This window comes from Azospirillum oryzae (assembly GCF_900177515.1).
GTDB lineage: Bacteria > Pseudomonadota > Alphaproteobacteria > Azospirillales > Azospirillaceae > Azospirillum > Azospirillum oryzae_A.
This window is the reverse complement of record NZ_FXAK01000007.1, coordinates 1,692,566-1,709,281: the sequence shown is the minus strand read 5'-3', so window position 1 is coordinate 1,709,281 and position 16,716 is coordinate 1,692,566. Positions and strand designations below refer to the sequence as shown.

The following is a 16,716-nucleotide window of genomic DNA, read 5'->3' as shown; positions in this document are numbered from 1 at the left end:
GGTGACGGACCGGACGGCCCAAGAGTGGAAGCGCTGGCTGCGCGGCTGTGCCGCGGCGGTGGCGCTGCTTGCCGTGCCGGTCCTGCTGTCTCCCCCGGCCGCGGAGGCCGCCACGGTTCCGGTGCGCGGCGGCACCCACAAGGATTTCGGCCGGCTGGTCTTCGACTGGCCGGGCAAGGTCGATTACACCGCTTCGGTCGAGGGCGACCGGCTGGTCGTTACCTTTACCGATAGCATCGACGCCCCGCTCGATCGTCTGGTGCGGGCACTGCCCGGCTATCTGTCCGCCGGACGGATCGAGGCGGACGGCAAGACGGTTTTGTTCGACCTGAAGCGTCCGGTCTCGCTGAAAAGCTTCCGCAACGGCAACGCCATCGCCATCGACCTGTCGCCGGCTGCGCCGCAGACGGCCGCCAAGGCGGAGGACGCGAAGCCGGAACCCGCGAAAGCGGAAGCGGTGAAGCCGGTGCCCTCCGCCGGGCGGCTTCGCGTGCGCGGAGCCGACCAGCCGGACCAGAGCCGCCTGACCTTCGACTGGCCGTCGCCGGTCGGCCACACGGTCACGCGCGACGGCGCCGCGGTGACGGTCGCCTTCGACAAGGGCGGCATCGCCGACCTTTCGGCAGTCTCCAAGGCGGCACTGCGCAACATCCGGAATGTGGAGGCCTATCGGCGGGCCGACGGCGCGCTGTCGGTGACGCTCGCCGTGCCGCAGGATGCCGAGGTGTCCGACAGCGCATCGGGCAAGTCGGTGGTGCTGTCCGTCGGCAACCCCGGTTCCCGCGCCGGCCTGCCCAAGAACGAGGGTGCGTCCGGAACCCGCGGCAGCGAAGGCGGGCAGGCTAGGGAAGGCGGCAGGGATACGCCAACCACGGCATCGGCGACCTCCGGTCGCTCGGCCACCGCGGCGAATGCCGCGGCTCCCGTGCCGATGACGAATGCCGCGGCGCCTCCCAACTCTCCGCCGGCGGAGGTCAAGGCCGCACCGGCGGCGCCCGCCGATGCCAAGGCTCAGCCGGCGGCGGGTCCGAAGGGACCGGTGCTGACCTTCGACACCGGCGGGCCGGCCTCCATTGCCGTTTATCCGCGGGCGGGCCAACTTTACATCGTGTTCGACCGGCCGATGCCCATCGGCGCCGGCAAACTCAGCGGTCCGGGTTCCGAGTTGATGGGCGCGGTGGAGCCGGTTCCGGCGACCGGCGGCAGCGTCTTCCGCACCAAGATCGGCCCCATGGTCTGGCCGACGGTGGAACGGCAGGGCACCACATGGCGCATCCTGTCCTCCGCCCGTCCGGCCAACATGGGCAGCGCCAACGATCTTCGCGTTGAGCCTGACCCTGACTTCCTTCTCGGCGCCCGGCTGCTGGTGCGTGCGCCCGACGCGGCGAACGTCGTGCAGTTCGCCGACCCCGACGTCGGCGACCGCATCCAGGTGGTCCCGCTGCCCAGCGCGGGGCAGGGTGTGCCCGAACCCCATCGGTATCCCGATCTGGAAGTGATGCCGTCCTATCAGGGCGTGGTGGTGCGGCCGATCTCCGACAATGTGACGGTGCGCGCGATCAAGGAGGGGGTGGAGCTGACCACCGCAGGCGGCCTGCACCTGTCGCCCGCCGCCGATGCCGGAAACCCGGCGGTCGCGCCACCGCCGCCACCTCCACCGGCATCCGCTCCCCAGCCGGTTCCGTCGCAACTGGCCGCGGCACCGCTTCCGGTCAATCCGCCGGCCGGCGGCGCCTCGTCCGCCATGGAACCGCCGAAGGCGCAGCCCGCCCAGATGCAGGGCCGCCGCCTGTTCAATCTGCCGGCCTGGAAGCATGGCGACCTCGATCATTTCACCGAGGCGCGGCAGGATCTGCAGCTGGCCGTGGTCAATGCGCCGGAGTCGGAACGGCCGAAGGCGCAGCTCGACCTCGCGCGGTTCTATTTCGCCAACGGCTTCGGTCAGGAAACACTCGGCATGCTGGACGTGCTGCAGCAGAACCAGCCGGACCTGGAGGGCTGGCCGGAGTTCCGCGCGCTGCGTGGCGCCGCCCGCGTGCTGACCGGCGATCTGGACGGGGCGGAAGCCGACCTGTCGATCCCGTCGCTGGCCGGCAATCCGGAAGCCAATCTGTGGCGCGCCGCCATCGCCGCCGACCGCCGCGACTGGCCCAAGGCGATGGCCGGCTTCAAGGCGTCCGGCCCGATCCTGAACAGCTATCCGGAACCGATGATCGGCAAGCTCGGCCTGCGGGCGGCGGAAGCGGCGCTGGAGACGCGCGACACCGCCACCGCCAAGCGGCTGTTCGACCGGGTGCTCGAACACAGCGGCCCGGATCAGGAGGAAAATCCGCAGACGCAATATCTGCGTGGTCTGCTCTTTGCCCAGACCGGGGAGATCGATCAGGCGCGGGAACAGCTGACCGCCGCCTACAACAGCTATGACCGGCTCTATCGCGCCAAGGCCGGGCTGGCGCTGACCAATCTGGAGCTGTCGGAAGGCAAGATGTCGCCGACCGCCGCAGCGGAGCAGCTGGCCGGCCTGACCTTCACCTGGCGCGGCGACGACCTGGAGATGCAGATTCGCTCCCGCATGGGCGAGGTGCTGATCGCCGGCGGCGAATATGCCAAGGGCTTCAACACCATGAAGGAGACGGCGGCCCTGGTCGCCGACACGCCCAGGGCCGAGGCGATCACCAAGGAGATGTCGCGCATCTTCGCCGACCTGTTCAAGGATGGGGCGCAGCGCCTGCCGACGCTGGACGCGCTGCAGCTCTACGACCAGTTCCGCGAGCTGACCCCGGTGGGTGAGGCGGGCGACGAGATCATCCGGCAGCTGGCGGAACGGCTGATCTCCATCGATCTGCTGAACCGCGCGGCCGACCTCCTGCAGCATCAGGTGGAATACCGCCTGTCCGGGCTGGACAAGGCGCGCGTCGGCACGCGTCTGGCCTCCGTCCGGCTGCTCGACAACAAGCCGGAAGAGGCGCTGAAGGCGCTGGAGCTGTCCAATGTCGCCGGGCTGCCGGCCGATCTGACGGCCGAGCGGCGGCTGATGCAGGCCAAGGCGCTGGCCGAGTTGAACCGCGGCGACGAGGCGATGCAGCTTTTGGCCCAGGACGACAGCACCAACGCCAACCTGCTGCGCGTCGACATCGCGTGGAAGGGGCAGAAATGGGATGCGGCGGCGCTGGCGCTGAACAAGGTGATCGGCCCGCCGCCTGCGGCCGGCAAGCCGCTGGACCCCAACATGTCGCAGCTGGTGCTGAACCGTGCGGTGGCTCTGGCGTTGGCCGGCGACGGCAACGGGCTGAACCTGCTGAAGAAGGATTTCGAAGGGTCGATGAAGGGCGGGCCGAATGAGGACGCCTTCCGCATCCTGACCCGCCCCGAACAAGCCATGGGCCTGATCGACGTCGGCACCATTCGCTCCCGCGTTGCGGAAGTGGACATGTTCAAGAAGTTTTTGAAAGAATATCGCGGCGGAAAGCAGTCCGGCGATAAGCCCACTTCATAAGGCGGCGGGACGCCTTGCGGGGGATTGCTGCGCCCCGCCGCCCGCTCCGCGCCGTTGGCCTGGGGCCATTACTTCGGCAGCAGAACCTTGTCGATGACGTGGACGACGCCGTTGGACTGTTCGACATCGGCGATGGTGACACGCGCCATGGTGCCGGAGGCGTCGGCGACCATCACGGCATCGCCGGACTGGGTGAAGGTCAACGGCATACCTTCCACCGTCTTCAGCATGGCCTTGCCATTGCCCTTCTTGATGTCCGCCACGATGTCCCTGGCGTCCAGCTTGCCGGGAATGACGTGGTAGGTCAGCACCTTGGTCAGCTGCGCCTTGTTCTCCGGCTTCAACAGGGTGTCGACGGTGCCGGCGGGCAGGGCGGCAAAGGCCTCGTTGGTGGGGGCGAAGACGGTGAAGGGGCCCTTGCCGTTCAGCGTGTCGGCCAGCCCGGCGGCCTTCACGGCGGCGACGAGGGTGGTGTGGTCCTTGGATTGGGACGCATTCTCCACGATGGTCTTGCTGGGGTACATCGGCGCGCCGCCGACCATCTTTTCCATGGCCGCATTGGCGCAACCGGCAAAAAGAAGGGTGGCGATCGCCACGGTGGCAACCTTCTTCATAGCATTCCCTCTTGTCGGTGAAGGTCCGCTTCCCGCGGACACAACACCGTTACGGGGGAGGCTTTGGTTCAGATCACAGCAGAATCTGTGCGTGATACTGATTTATGCTGTCTCGAAAGAGGTAATTCTTCGGTGGTGCAGTCGCCGTCTCCCGCCGGCTATAGCTGCACCTGCGTTCCCAGTTCCACGACACGGTTGGGCGGCAGCTTGAAGAAGTCGGTGGCGCTGACCGAGGTGCGGGACATCACCACGAACAGCTTCTCCCGCCACAGCGCCATCTGGGAGTTCATCTGCGGGATCAGCGTCTCGCGGCCCAGGAAGAAGGAGGTTGCCATCACGTCGAACTCCAGCCCGAAGGCCTTGCACAGGCGCAGCGCCTTGGGGATGTTCGGCTCCTGCGAGAAGCCGTAGCGCACGGTGATGCGGTAGAAGCCGTCGGCAAGCCCCTCCACCACCACGCGGTCCTTGGCGGGGACGCGCGGCACATCCTCCACCACCACGGTGACGAAGACGATGCGCTCGTGCAGGACCTGATTGTGCTTCAGGTTGTGCAGCAGGGCGATCGGCACGGTGTTGGAACTGGAGGTCATGAAGACCGCCGTGCCCTTCACCCGCTGGATGTCGCCCTTCTTCGCCTGACGCTGGATGAAGGCGTCGAGCGGCAGCGATTCCTCGGCCAGCCGCTTGGTCAGCACGGCCCGGCCACGGCGCCATGTGGACATCAGCCCAAGCGTGACGCAGGCGATCACCAGCGGCACCCAGCCGCCATGGGGGATCTTCACGGCGTTGGCGGCGAAGAAGGACACCTCTACCGTCAGGAAGGTCGCGCCGACGGCGAAACAGAGCGGCAGGCTCCAGTTCCAGCGCCGCCGCGCCACCACGATGAACAGGGTGGTGGTGATGATCATGTCGCCGGTCACCGCGATGCCATAGGCGGCGGCGAGACGGCTGGAGGATTGGAAGACCAACACCAGCCCCAGCACCGCGGCCAGCAGGCCCCAGTTGGCGCGGGGGATGTAGATCTGCCCCTCTTCCTCGGCGGAGGTGTGGCGGATGTCGAGGCGCGGGCACAGGCCCAACTGCACCGCCTGCCGGGTCAGCGAGAAGACGCCGGAGATCACCGCCTGGCTGGCGATGACGGTGGCGGCGGTGGACAGGCCGATCAGCGGATAGAGCCCCCACTCCGGCGCCAGCAGATAGAAGGGGCTGCGCACCGCCGTCGGGTCGTTCAGCAGAAGCGCGCATTGGCCTAGATAGTTCAGCAGCAGGCCCGGCAGCACCACCGCCAGCCACGCCACCTGGATCGGGCGGCGGCCGAAATGGCCCATGTCGGCATAGAGCGCCTCGCCGCCGGTCACCGCCAGCACCACGGCGCCCAGCACCAGGAAGCCGGCGATGCCGTGTTCGGCGAAGAAGGCGATGGCATAGTACGGATTGAAGGCGACAAGCACGCTCGGCTGTTGGATCACCTCCAGCAGCCCGAGGATGCCGAGCGTGGAGAACCACGCCAGCATGATCGGGCCGAACAGCGCGCCGACGCGCGAGGTGCCGTGGCTCTGGATGGCGAACAGGGCGATCAGGATGGCGACGGTCAGCGGCACCACCGCCGACTCCAGCGCCGGCTCCGCCACGCCCAGACCCTCGACCGCCGACAGCACGGACATCGCCGGGGTAATCATGCCGTCGCCGTAGAACAACGCGGCGCCGAACAGGCCGAGCGCCGTCAGAACGGTCAGCTTGCCCGACGCATCCGGCCGCGTCTTGGACGCCAGCGCCAGAAGCGAGAGGATGCCGCCCTCGCCCTTGTTGTCGGCCCGCATGACGAAGCCCACATATTTGACGGTGACGACCATCACCAGCGCCCAGAACACCAGCGACATGATACCCAGGACGTTGTCATGGGTCAGGGCGAGCCCATGCTCGCCGGCGAAGCATTCGCGCAGGGTGTAGAGCGGGCTGGTGCCGATGTCGCCGTACACGACCCCAAGGGCACCCAGGGTCAGCGTCGCGAGCTTGCCGGAGTCGGGCGGCGCGGCCTTCAAAGCGGTATCAGTCATGCAGTGATTGCGGTCCGAAGTTGGTCCGTCGTTCGATGGCGCCCGGTGCGGCGGCGATGATCCGGCCCGTCGCCCCTTCGGCGGTTGCGAACGGTCGGAGCCATCCGGCGGAACAGGCTTACCGGCCAATCATCCCACCGACGCACATCGCCTTTTCTCATACGCGCTTACGGCGTCCAACGCCAGCACGGGCTTGCGCCGCGAAGGCCAAGCCCGGGGGCTGCGACGAAGTGCGCAGGGCTCTTCCCGTCATGCGGGCAATTTCAGAGCGTACCGAAACTCCGGGCCAGCGATCCGGCGATCAGATACCACCCGTCGACCAGCACGAAGAAGATGATCTTGAACGGGATGGCGACCATGGTCGGCGGCAACATCATCATGCCCATCGACATCAGGATGGACGACACCACCATGTCGATGATCAGGAAGGGCAGGAACAGCAGAAAGCCGATCTCGAACCCGCGCTTGATCTCCGAGATCATGAAGGCCGGAACCAGGACGTGCAGCGGCATGTCGTTCGGCTCCTGCACGTTCTGCAGGCGGGCCATATCCATGAAAAGCCGCAGGTCCTTCTCGCTGGTGTGATGCAGCATGAAATCGCGCAAGGGCGCCACCGTGCGGCGGAACGCCTCCATCTCGTCGATTTCCTGGTTCATCAGCGGCTGGATGCCCTGGGTGTAGCTGCGCTCGAACACCGGGGCCATGACGAAGAAGGTCAGGAACAGCGCCAGCGACATCATCACCGTGGTCGGCGGCACCTGCTGCACGCCCAGCGCATTGCGCAGGAAGGACAGCACGATGACGATGCGGGTGAAGGCCGTCATCATGATGAGGATCGACGGCGCCAGCGATAGCACCGTGATCAGGCCGATGGTCTGGACGATACGGCCGGTGGCGGTGCCGCCGGCGTCGCCGAGGTCGAAGGTCAGGCTCTGCGCCAGCGCCGGCCCGGTACTCAGCCCCAGCACAACGCCCACGACCAGCGCCAGTGCCAGCCCCGCGGCTGCAGGCTTCCACCAGGATGTCGGGCGCCTCAGGATTGCCGCCGTCATCGCGGCTGGCTCCCGGCCGGCGCGGAAGCGGCGGGGGAATCGACCGTCCCGGCGAGCGCGGTGTCGAACCCCCCGGCGGGGGCACTGTCGACCAGCAGGTCGCCGTTGGCGCTCAGCAGGATCAGATGCTCGCGGTCATCGCGACGGACCAGGATCAGCCGCCGCTTGGCGTCGATCGGCAGAGCCTCCACCACGCTCAGCCGCCGCTGGCGGGAACGCCCGCGCACGGTGCCGCCGGCCATGCCGGCCCGGCGCATCACCCAGGCGACGACCATGATGAGCGCCACCACGAAGAGGAGCGCCATCAGGAAACGGATATACTGGTCGAGATCCATGGAAACGGCAGGCTTTCTCTTTCAGGGCGTATCGTCGGGACGGCCCGGAGCGGCCGGGCTCCCGGAGCGGCCGTAGGCGGCGGCGGCGCGCTGGCGGGCGGTGTGCGGATCGTCGCGGCCGGCCAGCGCGGCGGCGATGGTCTCCTCCCGCCGGGTCTGCTGGTCGGTCAGCGCGGCGGCCAGCGGCGCCAGCGCCGCGACCAGATCGCCGAGCGGGCCGAGCAGGGTCCGCGCCTCCCCCCGCGGCAGGGACTCGGCGGCGAGGCAGAGATGGGCCACGCGATCCTCCAGCCCGGCGAGGTCGATCAGCACGCCGGATTCGGCCTGCGTGCGCGCATCGTCGAGCGTTGCACCCAGCGCCGCCGCCTGGTCCGCGATCCGGCCGGCCGACTCGGTGCTTTCGGGCGAAGGGGAGGCGGGTGGCAGACGGGTCACGGCTTGTCCTCCTCGATGATGTCCTCGGAGTGCGGTTCCGCGGGCATTGTGCCGTTGGCGCGGTAGACATAAGCGAGGATTTCCGCCACGGCGGCGATGGCCTCGACGGGGATGTCGCTGTCGACCTCGATGGCGGACAGGATCTCCACCAGATCGGCGTCCTCACGCACCTTCACGCCGTTGGCGAAGGCGACCTCCAGGATCTGTTCCGCCACCGTGCCCTTGCCGGTGGCGACGATCCGCGGCAGCGTCTCCGTCCCCAGATGGTATTTCAGCGCGACTGCGACCGGCCGCCGGGCAAGGGGACCCCGGGCAGGGGACTGCGTCTTGCCGGCTGGCGGCGAGGCGGGGGGGCGGGCTTGCGCGGACAAAGGGCGGCCTTGTCGAGGGGGCGTCGAGTAGGGGGTCCTTCCTGGCCCGCATCCTGGACCGGTAGGCTTAACGAACTGTAAAGGCGGCGGGGCCGGTCGATTCGCGTCGGCGGGGATTCATCCTTCGTTAACGCAAACGGGCGACCATCGGAGGCTGTGACGATGCCCGTTCCGGGCGGCGTTCAACAGATTTGCCAGTGGATTTGGCAGCGGCATTCCAGCGGCATCGGGCGGGATCAGGGCCATGGACCTCGGAAATCTCGGCATCTTCAAACTGATGTCGCGCAAGATGGACTGGCTGACCCAGCGTCAGGAAGTCATCTCGCAGAACATCGCCAACGCCGACACGCCGGAATACAAGGGCCGTGACCTGAAGCCCTTCACCTTCCGCGACGCGCTGGGCGACAGCCGGCGGCTGACCCCGGTGGCGACCAACCCGTCCCATCTGGCAGGATCCCGCGGACCGGGCGGCATGGCGCAGGAACAGAAGGTGCGCGACCCGTACGAGACGGCGCCGGACGGCAACAACGTCGTCCTGGAAGACCAGATGATGCGGATGAGCCAGAATTCGATGGATTACCAGACCATCACCAACCTGTACAAAAAGCAGGTGGCGATGATCAAGTCGGCGATCCGCTCGGGCAGTTGATCGGCTTGGATTTGCCGGCGGGTTTTTGAGGAGGCGGTGCGATGGATCTCTACAAGTCGATGGCGGTGTCCGCCTCGGGCATGAAGGCGCAGGGCACGCGCCTGAAGGTCATTTCGGAGAATCTGGCGAACGCCAACACCACTGCGGAAACGCCGGGCGACCTGCCCTACCGCCGCAAGACGGTCATCTTCAAGAACGAGCTGGACCGCGCGATGGACGTCGACAAGGTCCGCGTCGCCAAGGTCGATGTGGACAAGAGCGATTTCCAGCGCCGCTACGATCCCTCCCACCCGTCGGCCGACGCCGACGGCTATGTGCTGATGCCCAACGTCAACACGGTGGTGGAGGCGATGGACATGCGCGAGGCCCAGCGCAGCTACGAAGCCAACCTGTCGGCCATCGACACCGCGCGCCAGATGCTGACCCGCACCATCGACATCCTGCGCGCCTGATCCCGTCCCGCCCAATCGCCCCTGACCTTCCCGACCGACCGGAACCGCCGCCATGATCAATCCGCTGAACGCCGCCGCGGCCTACGCCACCACCGCCGCCAAGACGACCGGCCCCGGCATGGCCGCGCGCGACGGCCTCTCCTTCGGCGACGTGCTGGAGCAGGCGGCCAAGGAAAGCATCGGTACCCTGAAGAAGAGCGAGGACATGTCGGCCATGGCCTCCGTCGGCAAGGCCGACCTGAACGACGTCGTCCAGGCCGTGACCAACGCCGAAGTGACGCTGCAGACCGTCACCGCCGTGCGCGACAAGGTGCTGAACGCCTATCAGGAAATCCTGCGCATGCCGATGTGACGGCGTCAGACCGGTCCCAAGTCACTGTCCTGTATCCGTCGTCATGAACGAGACCGAAGTCATCGAACTCTGCCGCACGTCCATCGTCACGCTGGTGATGGTGTGCGGGCCAATTCTGGTCATCATGATGGCGGTCGGCACCGTCATCTCCATCTTCCAGGCGGTGACGCAGATCAGCGAGCAGACCCTGGCCATGGTGCCGAAGGTGCTGCTGGTCTTCGGTCTCAGCATCCTGCTGATGCCCTTCATGCTGGGCAAGCTGACCGACTTCTTCGAGCATGAGGTCGCCGACCGCATCGTCGCCATCGGCGTCGGCGCCTCCGACAATGGCGGCGCGCCCTTCACCCCCGGCACCGGCGTGACGCCGCCCCCGGCGCCGACCGCCGCCGCGGCGGGCCAATGAACGTCCTGCAGCAGCTCCTGGGCGAACAGATCTTCGTCTGGATGTTGGTCTTCATGCGGGTCGGCACCGCCTTCAGCGTGATGCCGACCATCGGCGACGCCTTCGTCCCCACGCGCATGCGCCTGCTGTTCGCGCTGGCGGTTAGCACGCTGGTGGCGCCGGCGATCCGGCCGATGCTGCCGCCGATGCCCGACAGTCCATTCCAGCTGATGGTGCTGGCCGCCGGCGAGATGACGGTGGGAATTTTCCTCGGCACCATCGCGAGGCTGCTGATGGGAGCGCTGGAGGTGGCCGGCACCATCATCAGCCTGCAGAGCGGCCTTGCCAACGCGCAGATCTTCAATCCGGCGCTGGCGACATCGGGCTCCCTGCCCGGCTCGCTGATGGGCTGGCTGGGGCTGCTGCTGATTTTCGTCACCGACCTGCATCATCTGCTGATCATGGCGGTGGTCGACAGCTACGCCACCTTCACACCGGGGGCGGCGATCCCCATCGACGACATGGCGAACGTGGTCGGGCTGCTGGTGTCGAAAAGTTTCATGCTGGGGGTGCAGATGGCCGCCCCCTTCCTGATCACCGGCATGCTGTTCGCGCTGGCGCTGGGGTTGCTGAACAAGCTGGCACCGCAGGTTCAGGTGTTCCAGCTGTTCACCTCCGTCCAGGTGCTGCTGGGCCTGTTCATGTTCGCGCTGACGCTGGGCGCGATGATGCTGTTCTGGCTGTCGCGCTTCGAATCGACCTTCGTCGAATTCCTGAAGCCGCTGTAGAGGGAGGACGCCGGTGTCGGAAGAGGCGGACGAGTCCTCCAAAACAGAAGAGCCGACAGGCAAAAAGCTCGACGAGGCCCACAAACAGGGCCAGTTCGCGATGACCCGCGAGGCCGCGAACTGGTTGATGGTCGCGGCGATGCTGGTGGTGCTGATCTCGATCCTGCCCGGCACCCTGAAGGGGCTGGTGTTCAGGCTGAATTATTATTTCGAGAACCTGGACCAGTTCACTTTCGATCGCGCCGGGGTCGGCGCTCTGCTGTTCCGGGTGATGCGCGACGTCATGTGGGCGCTGTGGCTGCCCATCCTGCTGTTCGTGGTGGCCGGCGTGCTGTCGACCATCGGGCAGACCGGCTTCCACGTCTCCTGGCAGCTGATCGCGCCGAAATTCGGCAAGCTGAATCCGCTGCCCGGCCTGATGAACATGTTCAAGGCTAACCAGGGGGTGGAACTGCTGAAGAGCATCGCCAAGCTGGCGGTGGTGGGCGGCGTCGCCTACATGGCGCTCGTGCCGATGTTCGGCGGCATCGAGGCGTATATCGGCATCGACATCGTCACCATGCTGCTGCAGATGGACGGGCTGGCCCATCGGCTGCTGATCTGGGTCCTGGTGGTCCTTACCTTCATCGCCGCCGGCGACTTCCTGTGGCAGAAGCAGCAGTTCGACAAGAAGATGAAGATGACCAAGCAGGAGGTGAAGGACGAACACAAGCAGCAGGAAGGCGATCCCGTCGTAAAGGGACGCATCCGGCAGTTGCGGTTCGAGCGCGCGCGCAAGCGCATGATGGCCGCGGTGCCGAACGCCGACGTGGTGGTCACCAACCCGACCCACTTTGCGGTCGCATTGAAATACGACCCGAACCAGATGGGCGCGCCGATGGTGCTGGCGAAGGGCGTCGATCAGGTCGCCTTCAAGATTCGCGAGATCGCCGAATCGAACAATGTTCCGGTCATAGAAAACCCGCCCCTCGCCCGTGCGCTCTATGCCGCTTGCGATATCGACGAAGAAGTTCCGTCCGAGCACTATCGGGCGGTCGCCGAAGTCATTACCTATGTCTTCAAGCTCAAAGGGCGGGCGCTGCGCAACTGATCCGGCTCCGTAACGGTTGACGGGACCGGGTGGAGCGGCCGACCATCGCAGGTGGCGCGACGGAGATGCCCGGTCGGTAAAATCCGGTCCGGTGGCATTTCCCGGGAAGACCGTGTGGGGTTTGGAGTATTGGTGGACGAGACAACTTCCCTTACCGACACCGCACGCAATGCAGCGAACCACCGGGCATCGTCCGGCGGCGTGCTGATGCTCATCCAATATGCGCTGGCGCCGGCCGGGCTGCTGGTGCTGGCCGCTGGCCTTCTGCTGGACCGCGACGAGGTCGGCTGGCTGGGCGCCGGACTGGCGGCGGCAGGCGTGGCTCTGCTGATTGCCCGCAGCGTGTCGGTTGTGCGGCGGTCGGCACGCATCGGCGCGCTGCTGAGCGGTGCGCTGGAAGGGATGCCGGCCGGGCAGCTGGTCTGCGACGGGGCCGACGAGGTGGTGTTCGTCAATGCCGCCTTCCGCGAGTTGGCAGGCTGGCGCCGCGGCGAACGGCCGCTGGACGCCCTGGCGCGCCAGTTTTCCGGCGATCCCGACAGCGCACGCGAGTTCCGCCGCCTGCGCGAGCGGGTGAGGGCCGGTGCCGCCGCCTCGGCCGAACTGGCGATCCCGGCGCTGGACAACCACCCGCCGGAATGGCGCAAGGTGCAGGGGCAGCCGGTCGCCGGCTTCCCCGGCTCCGTCCATTGGCGGATCGAGGACATCACCGCGCGGTGGGAGCTCGAGCATGTCATGCTGCGCGAGCAGGCCAAGCTGGCTGACTTCATGGAGCATGCGCCGGTCGGCTTCTTCTCGGTCGATCAGAACGGCCAGTTCCTGTTCGTCAACGCCACGCTTGCCCAGTGGCTGGAGGCTGCGCCCGGCGACCTGACCGATGGCGAATCGCGCCTGCACGGCATCCTGGCGGCTCCCCCGGTCTCCGCCGCACCCTACGACCTGTTCGATCACGGCGGCGGCGAACAGCGTGGCGAGCTGACCATGGTGGGGCTGCGCGGCCGGCGTTTCCAGGTCGCGGTGGCGCAAAGCGTGGTGCGGGCCGATGACGGCACCATCCACACCCGGTCGGTCGTGCGCGACCTGTCGCCGGAACGGGAATGGCAGGAGGCCCTGCGCCAGTCCGAACAGCGGTTCCAGCGCTTCTTCGAAGACGCGCCGATCGGCATCGCCCTGGTTGACGAGACCGGCCAGCTGACCGAATGCAACGAGGCCTTCCTGGCGCTGATCGGCAGCGAGGCGGGCAGCGTCATCAACCGACCGATGGCCGACCTGATCGTCCCGGCGGAGCGCGAAGCGGTGACCGCAAGGCTGAAATCGGTGCAGGGCGGCGCCGACCCGGCCCACCCGCTGGAGGTGCGGTTGTCCGGTGGGCGGGAACTGACCGCCCAGCTCTACGCCCGGCGCCTCGCCAACCCGGTGCGCACCGATGGCCGCACGGATGCCGGCAAGGCCGACGGAGTGGGCCTGATCCTTCACTTCATCGACATGACCGAGCGCAAGAGCCTGGAGGCGCAGTTCGCCCAGTCGCAGAAGATGCAGGCGGTCGGCCAGCTGGCCGGCGGCGTTGCGCATGATTTCAACAACCTGCTGACGGCGATGATCGGCTTCTGCGACCTGCTGCTTCTGCGGCACAAGCCGGGCGACCAGTCCTTCAGCGACATCATGCAGATCAAGCAGAACGCCAACCGCGCCGCCAACCTCGTGCGGCAGCTGCTGGCCTTCTCGCGCCAGCAGACCCTGCAGCCGCGCGTCATCAACGTGACCGACGTGCTGGCGGAGTTGGCGAACCTGCTGCGCCGGCTGATCGGCGAGAACATCGAACTGAAGATGATCCACGGCCGCGATCTGGGGCTGGTCAAGGTCGACCAGAACCAGCTGGAGCAGGTCATCATCAATCTGGTGGTCAATGCCCGCGACGCTATGGCCGGCGGCGGAAAGCTGACCATCAACACCACCAACTACGTCGTCAGCCAGCCGGAACGGCGGGAGCATGAGACGATCCCGCCCGGCAGCTATGTCTCCATCGAGGTGATCGACACCGGCTGCGGCATCGCGCGGGAGAATCTGCAGCGCATCTTCGAACCCTTCTACACCACCAAGGAGGTCGGGTCGGGCACCGGGTTGGGCCTGTCGACCGTATACGGCATCGTCCGGCAGACCGGCGGCTTCGTGCTGGTCGATTCGGCAGTGGGGGAGGGGACGACCTTCACCATCCTGCTGCCGCACCACCAGGGCGAACTGCGCCCGGTCGACACTGCCGAACCGCGCGAGCGGCGCGGCAGCGACCTGACCGGCACCGGCACCATCCTGCTGGTGGAGGACGAGGACGCCGTGCGCGTCTTCTCCGCCCGCGCGCTCCGCAACAAGGGCTATCAGGTGCTGGAGGCCAAGAACGGCGAGGCGGCGCTGCAGCAGATCGAGACCAACGGCGCCTCCATCGACCTGCTGATCACCGACGTGGTGATGCCGCAGATGGACGGCCCGACGCTCGCCCGCCATGTCCGCAAGCTGCGGCCGGAGATGCGGGTGATCTTCATCTCCGGCTATGCCGAGGACCGGCTGGGTGAGATCGACGGCGTCGAAGTCGCCCATTTCCTGCCCAAGCCCTTCTCTTTGAAGCAGCTGGCCTCCAAGGTGAAGGAGGTCATCCGCGATGGTCGGTGAGGGGCGACTCCATCCGCAACAGCATGCCCGGATATACCCCGTAAAATAGGAACGCACAGGCAACATCAGCCCTTGCAAATGAGAACGAAGAGAGTACATTCAGCCTCGTTGCAAGAGCGCCGACCGTGTGTTCTAAGAGAGGGGTACCGGGCATGTCGTCCGCACAGCTTCGTTTGGTCGAGAAGGATTCCATGGACAAGCAGAAGGCGCTCGATGCCGCCCTGAGCCAGATCGAACGCGCGTTCGGCAAGGGCTCGATCATGAAGCTTGGCGCCCGTGAGAACTTGGTCGAGACGGAGGTCATCTCCACCGGCTCCCTGGGGCTCGATATCGCGCTGGGCATCGGCGGCCTGCCCAAGGGCCGCATCATCGAAATCTACGGGCCGGAAAGCTCGGGCAAGACCACGCTGGCGCTGCACGCCATCGCCCAGGCCCAGAAGGCCGGCGGCACCTGCGCCTTCGTCGACGCCGAACACGCGCTCGACCCGTCCTATGCCCGCAAGCTGGGCGTCAACATCGACGAGTTGCTGATCTCCCAGCCGGATGCCGGCGAGCAGGCGCTGGAGATCGCCGACACGCTGGTGCGCTCCGGCGCCATCGACGTGCTGGTGGTCGACTCGGTTGCCGCACTGGTTCCGCGCGCAGAGCTTGAGGGCGAGATGGGCGACAGCCACGTCGGCCTGCATGCCCGCCTGATGAGCCAGGCGCTGCGCAAGCTGACCGGCTCGATCTCCAAGTCGAACTGCCTGGTGATCTTCATCAACCAGATCCGCCTGAAGATCGGCGTGATGTTCGGCAACCCCGAAACGACGACCGGTGGTAACGCGCTGAAGTTCTACGCCTCCGTCCGTCTCGACATCCGCCGCATCGGCTCGATCAAGGACCGCGACACCGTCGTCGGCAACCAGACCCGCGTCAAGGTGGTGAAGAACAAGATGGCCCCGCCCTTCCGCGTGGTCGAGTTCGACATCATGTACGGCGAGGGCGTGTCGAAGGTGGGCGAACTGCTCGACCTCGGCATTCAGGCCGGCGTGGTCGACAAGTCGGGTGCGTGGTTCAGCTATGACGGCACCCGCATCGGCCAGGGCCGCGAGAACGCCAAGACCTACCTGCGCAACAACCCCGAGATGGCCGACGCGATCGAGGCCAAGATCCGCGGTAACGCCGGTCTGGTCGCCGATGCGATGATGGGCACCCCGGAAGCCGACGGCGAAGCCTCCACTCCGGAGTGACGCTCAGGGCTGGTGAATTGAAAGGCCCCGCCTTCCGAAAGGGAGGCGGGGCTTTTTTGTTGAGGGATGTGGGAGTTTCAGACGGCGTTTGCCCCTAAACATCCACGACCATGTGCGGCCGGAACGCCCCTTCCAGCGTCAGCAGCAGGTGCAGGTAGATCGCCACCTTGCGCGCACGGTCGGTGTTGCGGGCGAGGCAGTCGCGCAGTTGCTCCGCCAGCCGTGCAGTTTCCGGGTCCAATTCCGGTGCGGCGGCGATTGCTGCCTGGACGATGTGCTCAGGATCGACGGGGACCGGCGCCGCCGGATCCTTCAGCAGCGCTTCGGCCAGCGCCTCTTCATCATGGTGGACCGGGGGCGGCGCAGCCGGCGGTGACGGGGCGCGTCGGGAAAGGTGGCTGCGGAGATTGTCCTTCAGCTTGCTCCGCTGACGCTCGTCCAGCCCGTCGAACTGATCGACCTCGTCGAACAGAAGGTCGTAGAGACGGCGGCGCTGCGGATTGGGCGGGTTGTGGTCACGCCGTTCCTGTTCGCGGTCGTGCCGTTCCTGGCGGGGGTTGCGGCGGCTGTTGCGGTCGGTGGCGTTGCCGCTCCGCTCGACGCCCGCGGTGGTGCGGACGCTGAACTCCGGCGGGCCGATGCCGCGGCCGGAGGTGAGATTGCCGGACATGGGCCGCCTCCCGGGAAATGATCCCCTGAGAGACCAAGTCTGGCAGAGCCGGCGCTTTCGTCAATGTGAAAGCGCCG

16 protein-coding genes are annotated in these 16,716 nt (G+C 66.9%); 9 read left to right on the top strand and 7 right to left on the bottom strand.

Annotated features, from left to right (window positions below; translation table 11 throughout):
- The first annotated feature begins 1 nt into the window (after nucleotide 1).
- Nucleotides 2–3,496, top strand: coding sequence for a tetratricopeptide repeat protein (locus B9N97_RS20540; RefSeq protein WP_085089598.1), 3,495 nt, complete (start codon nucleotides 2–4; stop codon nucleotides 3,494–3,496).
- Between the two features lie 68 nt (nucleotides 3,497–3,564).
- On the opposite strand, the gene B9N97_RS20535 is transcribed toward B9N97_RS20540, so the two are convergent.
- The 6 genes from B9N97_RS20535 to B9N97_RS20510 all read right to left on the bottom strand — a co-directional run bounded on the left by B9N97_RS20535 (nucleotide 3,565) and on the right by B9N97_RS20510 (nucleotide 8,360).
- Nucleotides 3,565–4,110: a fasciclin domain-containing protein gene (locus B9N97_RS20535; protein WP_143266794.1), complete on the bottom strand. Its 546-nt coding sequence runs from the start codon at nucleotides 4,108–4,110 to the stop codon at nucleotides 3,565–3,567.
- A 158-nt stretch (nucleotides 4,111–4,268) separates the two neighbouring features.
- Nucleotides 4,269–6,167 carry a potassium transporter Kup gene (locus B9N97_RS20530; protein WP_085089597.1) on the bottom strand — a complete coding sequence of 633 codons (1,899 nt, stop codon included), beginning with the start codon at nucleotides 6,165–6,167 and terminating at the stop codon, nucleotides 4,269–4,271.
- A gap of 263 nt (nucleotides 6,168–6,430) precedes the next feature.
- Nucleotides 6,431–7,219, bottom strand: coding sequence for a flagellar type III secretion system pore protein FliP (gene fliP, locus B9N97_RS20525; RefSeq protein WP_143266792.1), 789 nt, complete (start codon nucleotides 7,217–7,219; stop codon nucleotides 6,431–6,433).
- Nucleotides 7,216–7,554 carry a FliO/MopB family protein gene (locus B9N97_RS20520; RefSeq protein ID WP_085089596.1) on the bottom strand — a complete coding sequence of 113 codons (339 nt, stop codon included), beginning with the start codon at nucleotides 7,552–7,554 and terminating at the stop codon, nucleotides 7,216–7,218. The genes fliP and B9N97_RS20520 overlap by 4 nt, the downstream gene beginning before the upstream one ends.
- A gap of 21 nt (nucleotides 7,555–7,575) precedes the next feature.
- Complete coding sequence (locus tag B9N97_RS20515) at nucleotides 7,576–7,989, bottom strand: hypothetical protein (protein ID WP_085089595.1); 414 nt, start codon at nucleotides 7,987–7,989, stop codon at nucleotides 7,576–7,578.
- Complete coding sequence (locus B9N97_RS20510; protein WP_085089594.1) at nucleotides 7,986–8,360, bottom strand: EscU/YscU/HrcU family type III secretion system export apparatus switch protein; 375 nt, start codon at nucleotides 8,358–8,360, stop codon at nucleotides 7,986–7,988. Before B9N97_RS20510 ends, B9N97_RS20515 begins: the two co-directional genes overlap by 4 nt.
- Before the next feature lie 244 nt (nucleotides 8,361–8,604).
- Here B9N97_RS20510 and flgB point away from each other — a divergent pair, with 244 nt between their 5' ends.
- The 8 genes from flgB (at nucleotide 8,605) to recA (ending at nucleotide 15,969) form a co-directional block, all read left to right on the top strand.
- Nucleotides 8,605–9,009, top strand: a complete 405-nt coding sequence (gene flgB, locus B9N97_RS20505) for a flagellar basal body rod protein FlgB (protein WP_085089593.1) — start codon at nucleotides 8,605–8,607, stop codon at nucleotides 9,007–9,009.
- A 41-nt stretch (nucleotides 9,010–9,050) separates the two neighbouring features.
- Nucleotides 9,051–9,461 carry a flagellar basal body rod protein FlgC gene (gene flgC / locus B9N97_RS20500; RefSeq protein ID WP_085089592.1) on the top strand — a complete coding sequence of 137 codons (411 nt, stop codon included), beginning with the start codon at nucleotides 9,051–9,053 and terminating at the stop codon, nucleotides 9,459–9,461.
- Nucleotides 9,462–9,513: 52 nt separating this feature from the next.
- Nucleotides 9,514–9,813: a flagellar hook-basal body complex protein FliE gene (gene fliE, locus B9N97_RS20495; RefSeq protein WP_085089591.1), complete on the top strand. Its 300-nt coding sequence runs from the start codon at nucleotides 9,514–9,516 to the stop codon at nucleotides 9,811–9,813.
- Between the two features lie 43 nt (nucleotides 9,814–9,856).
- Nucleotides 9,857–10,216, top strand: coding sequence for a flagellar biosynthetic protein FliQ (locus B9N97_RS20490; protein ID WP_085089590.1), 360 nt, complete (start codon nucleotides 9,857–9,859; stop codon nucleotides 10,214–10,216).
- The gene (fliR, locus tag B9N97_RS20485; protein ID WP_085089589.1) at nucleotides 10,213–10,983 is read left to right on the top strand and encodes a flagellar biosynthetic protein FliR; all 771 of its coding nucleotides are present in this window, start codon (nucleotides 10,213–10,215) and stop codon (nucleotides 10,981–10,983) included. Before B9N97_RS20490 ends, fliR begins: the two co-directional genes overlap by 4 nt.
- A 13-nt stretch (nucleotides 10,984–10,996) precedes the next feature.
- The gene (gene flhB / locus B9N97_RS20480) at nucleotides 10,997–12,073 is read left to right on the top strand and encodes a flagellar biosynthesis protein FlhB (protein ID WP_085089588.1); all 1,077 of its coding nucleotides are present in this window, start codon (nucleotides 10,997–10,999) and stop codon (nucleotides 12,071–12,073) included.
- 132 nt (nucleotides 12,074–12,205) lie between these two features.
- Nucleotides 12,206–14,737: an ATP-binding protein gene (locus tag B9N97_RS20475; RefSeq protein ID WP_085090682.1), complete on the top strand. Its 2,532-nt coding sequence runs from the start codon at nucleotides 12,206–12,208 to the stop codon at nucleotides 14,735–14,737.
- A gap of 152 nt (nucleotides 14,738–14,889) precedes the next feature.
- Nucleotides 14,890–15,969: a recombinase RecA gene (gene recA, locus B9N97_RS20470; protein WP_085089587.1), complete on the top strand. Its 1,080-nt coding sequence runs from the start codon at nucleotides 14,890–14,892 to the stop codon at nucleotides 15,967–15,969.
- A 94-nt stretch (nucleotides 15,970–16,063) separates the two neighbouring features.
- On the opposite strand, the gene B9N97_RS20465 is transcribed toward recA, so the two are convergent.
- Complete coding sequence (locus B9N97_RS20465; protein WP_085089586.1) at nucleotides 16,064–16,639, bottom strand: hypothetical protein; 576 nt, start codon at nucleotides 16,637–16,639, stop codon at nucleotides 16,064–16,066.
- Nucleotides 16,640–16,716 lie beyond the last annotated feature (77 nt).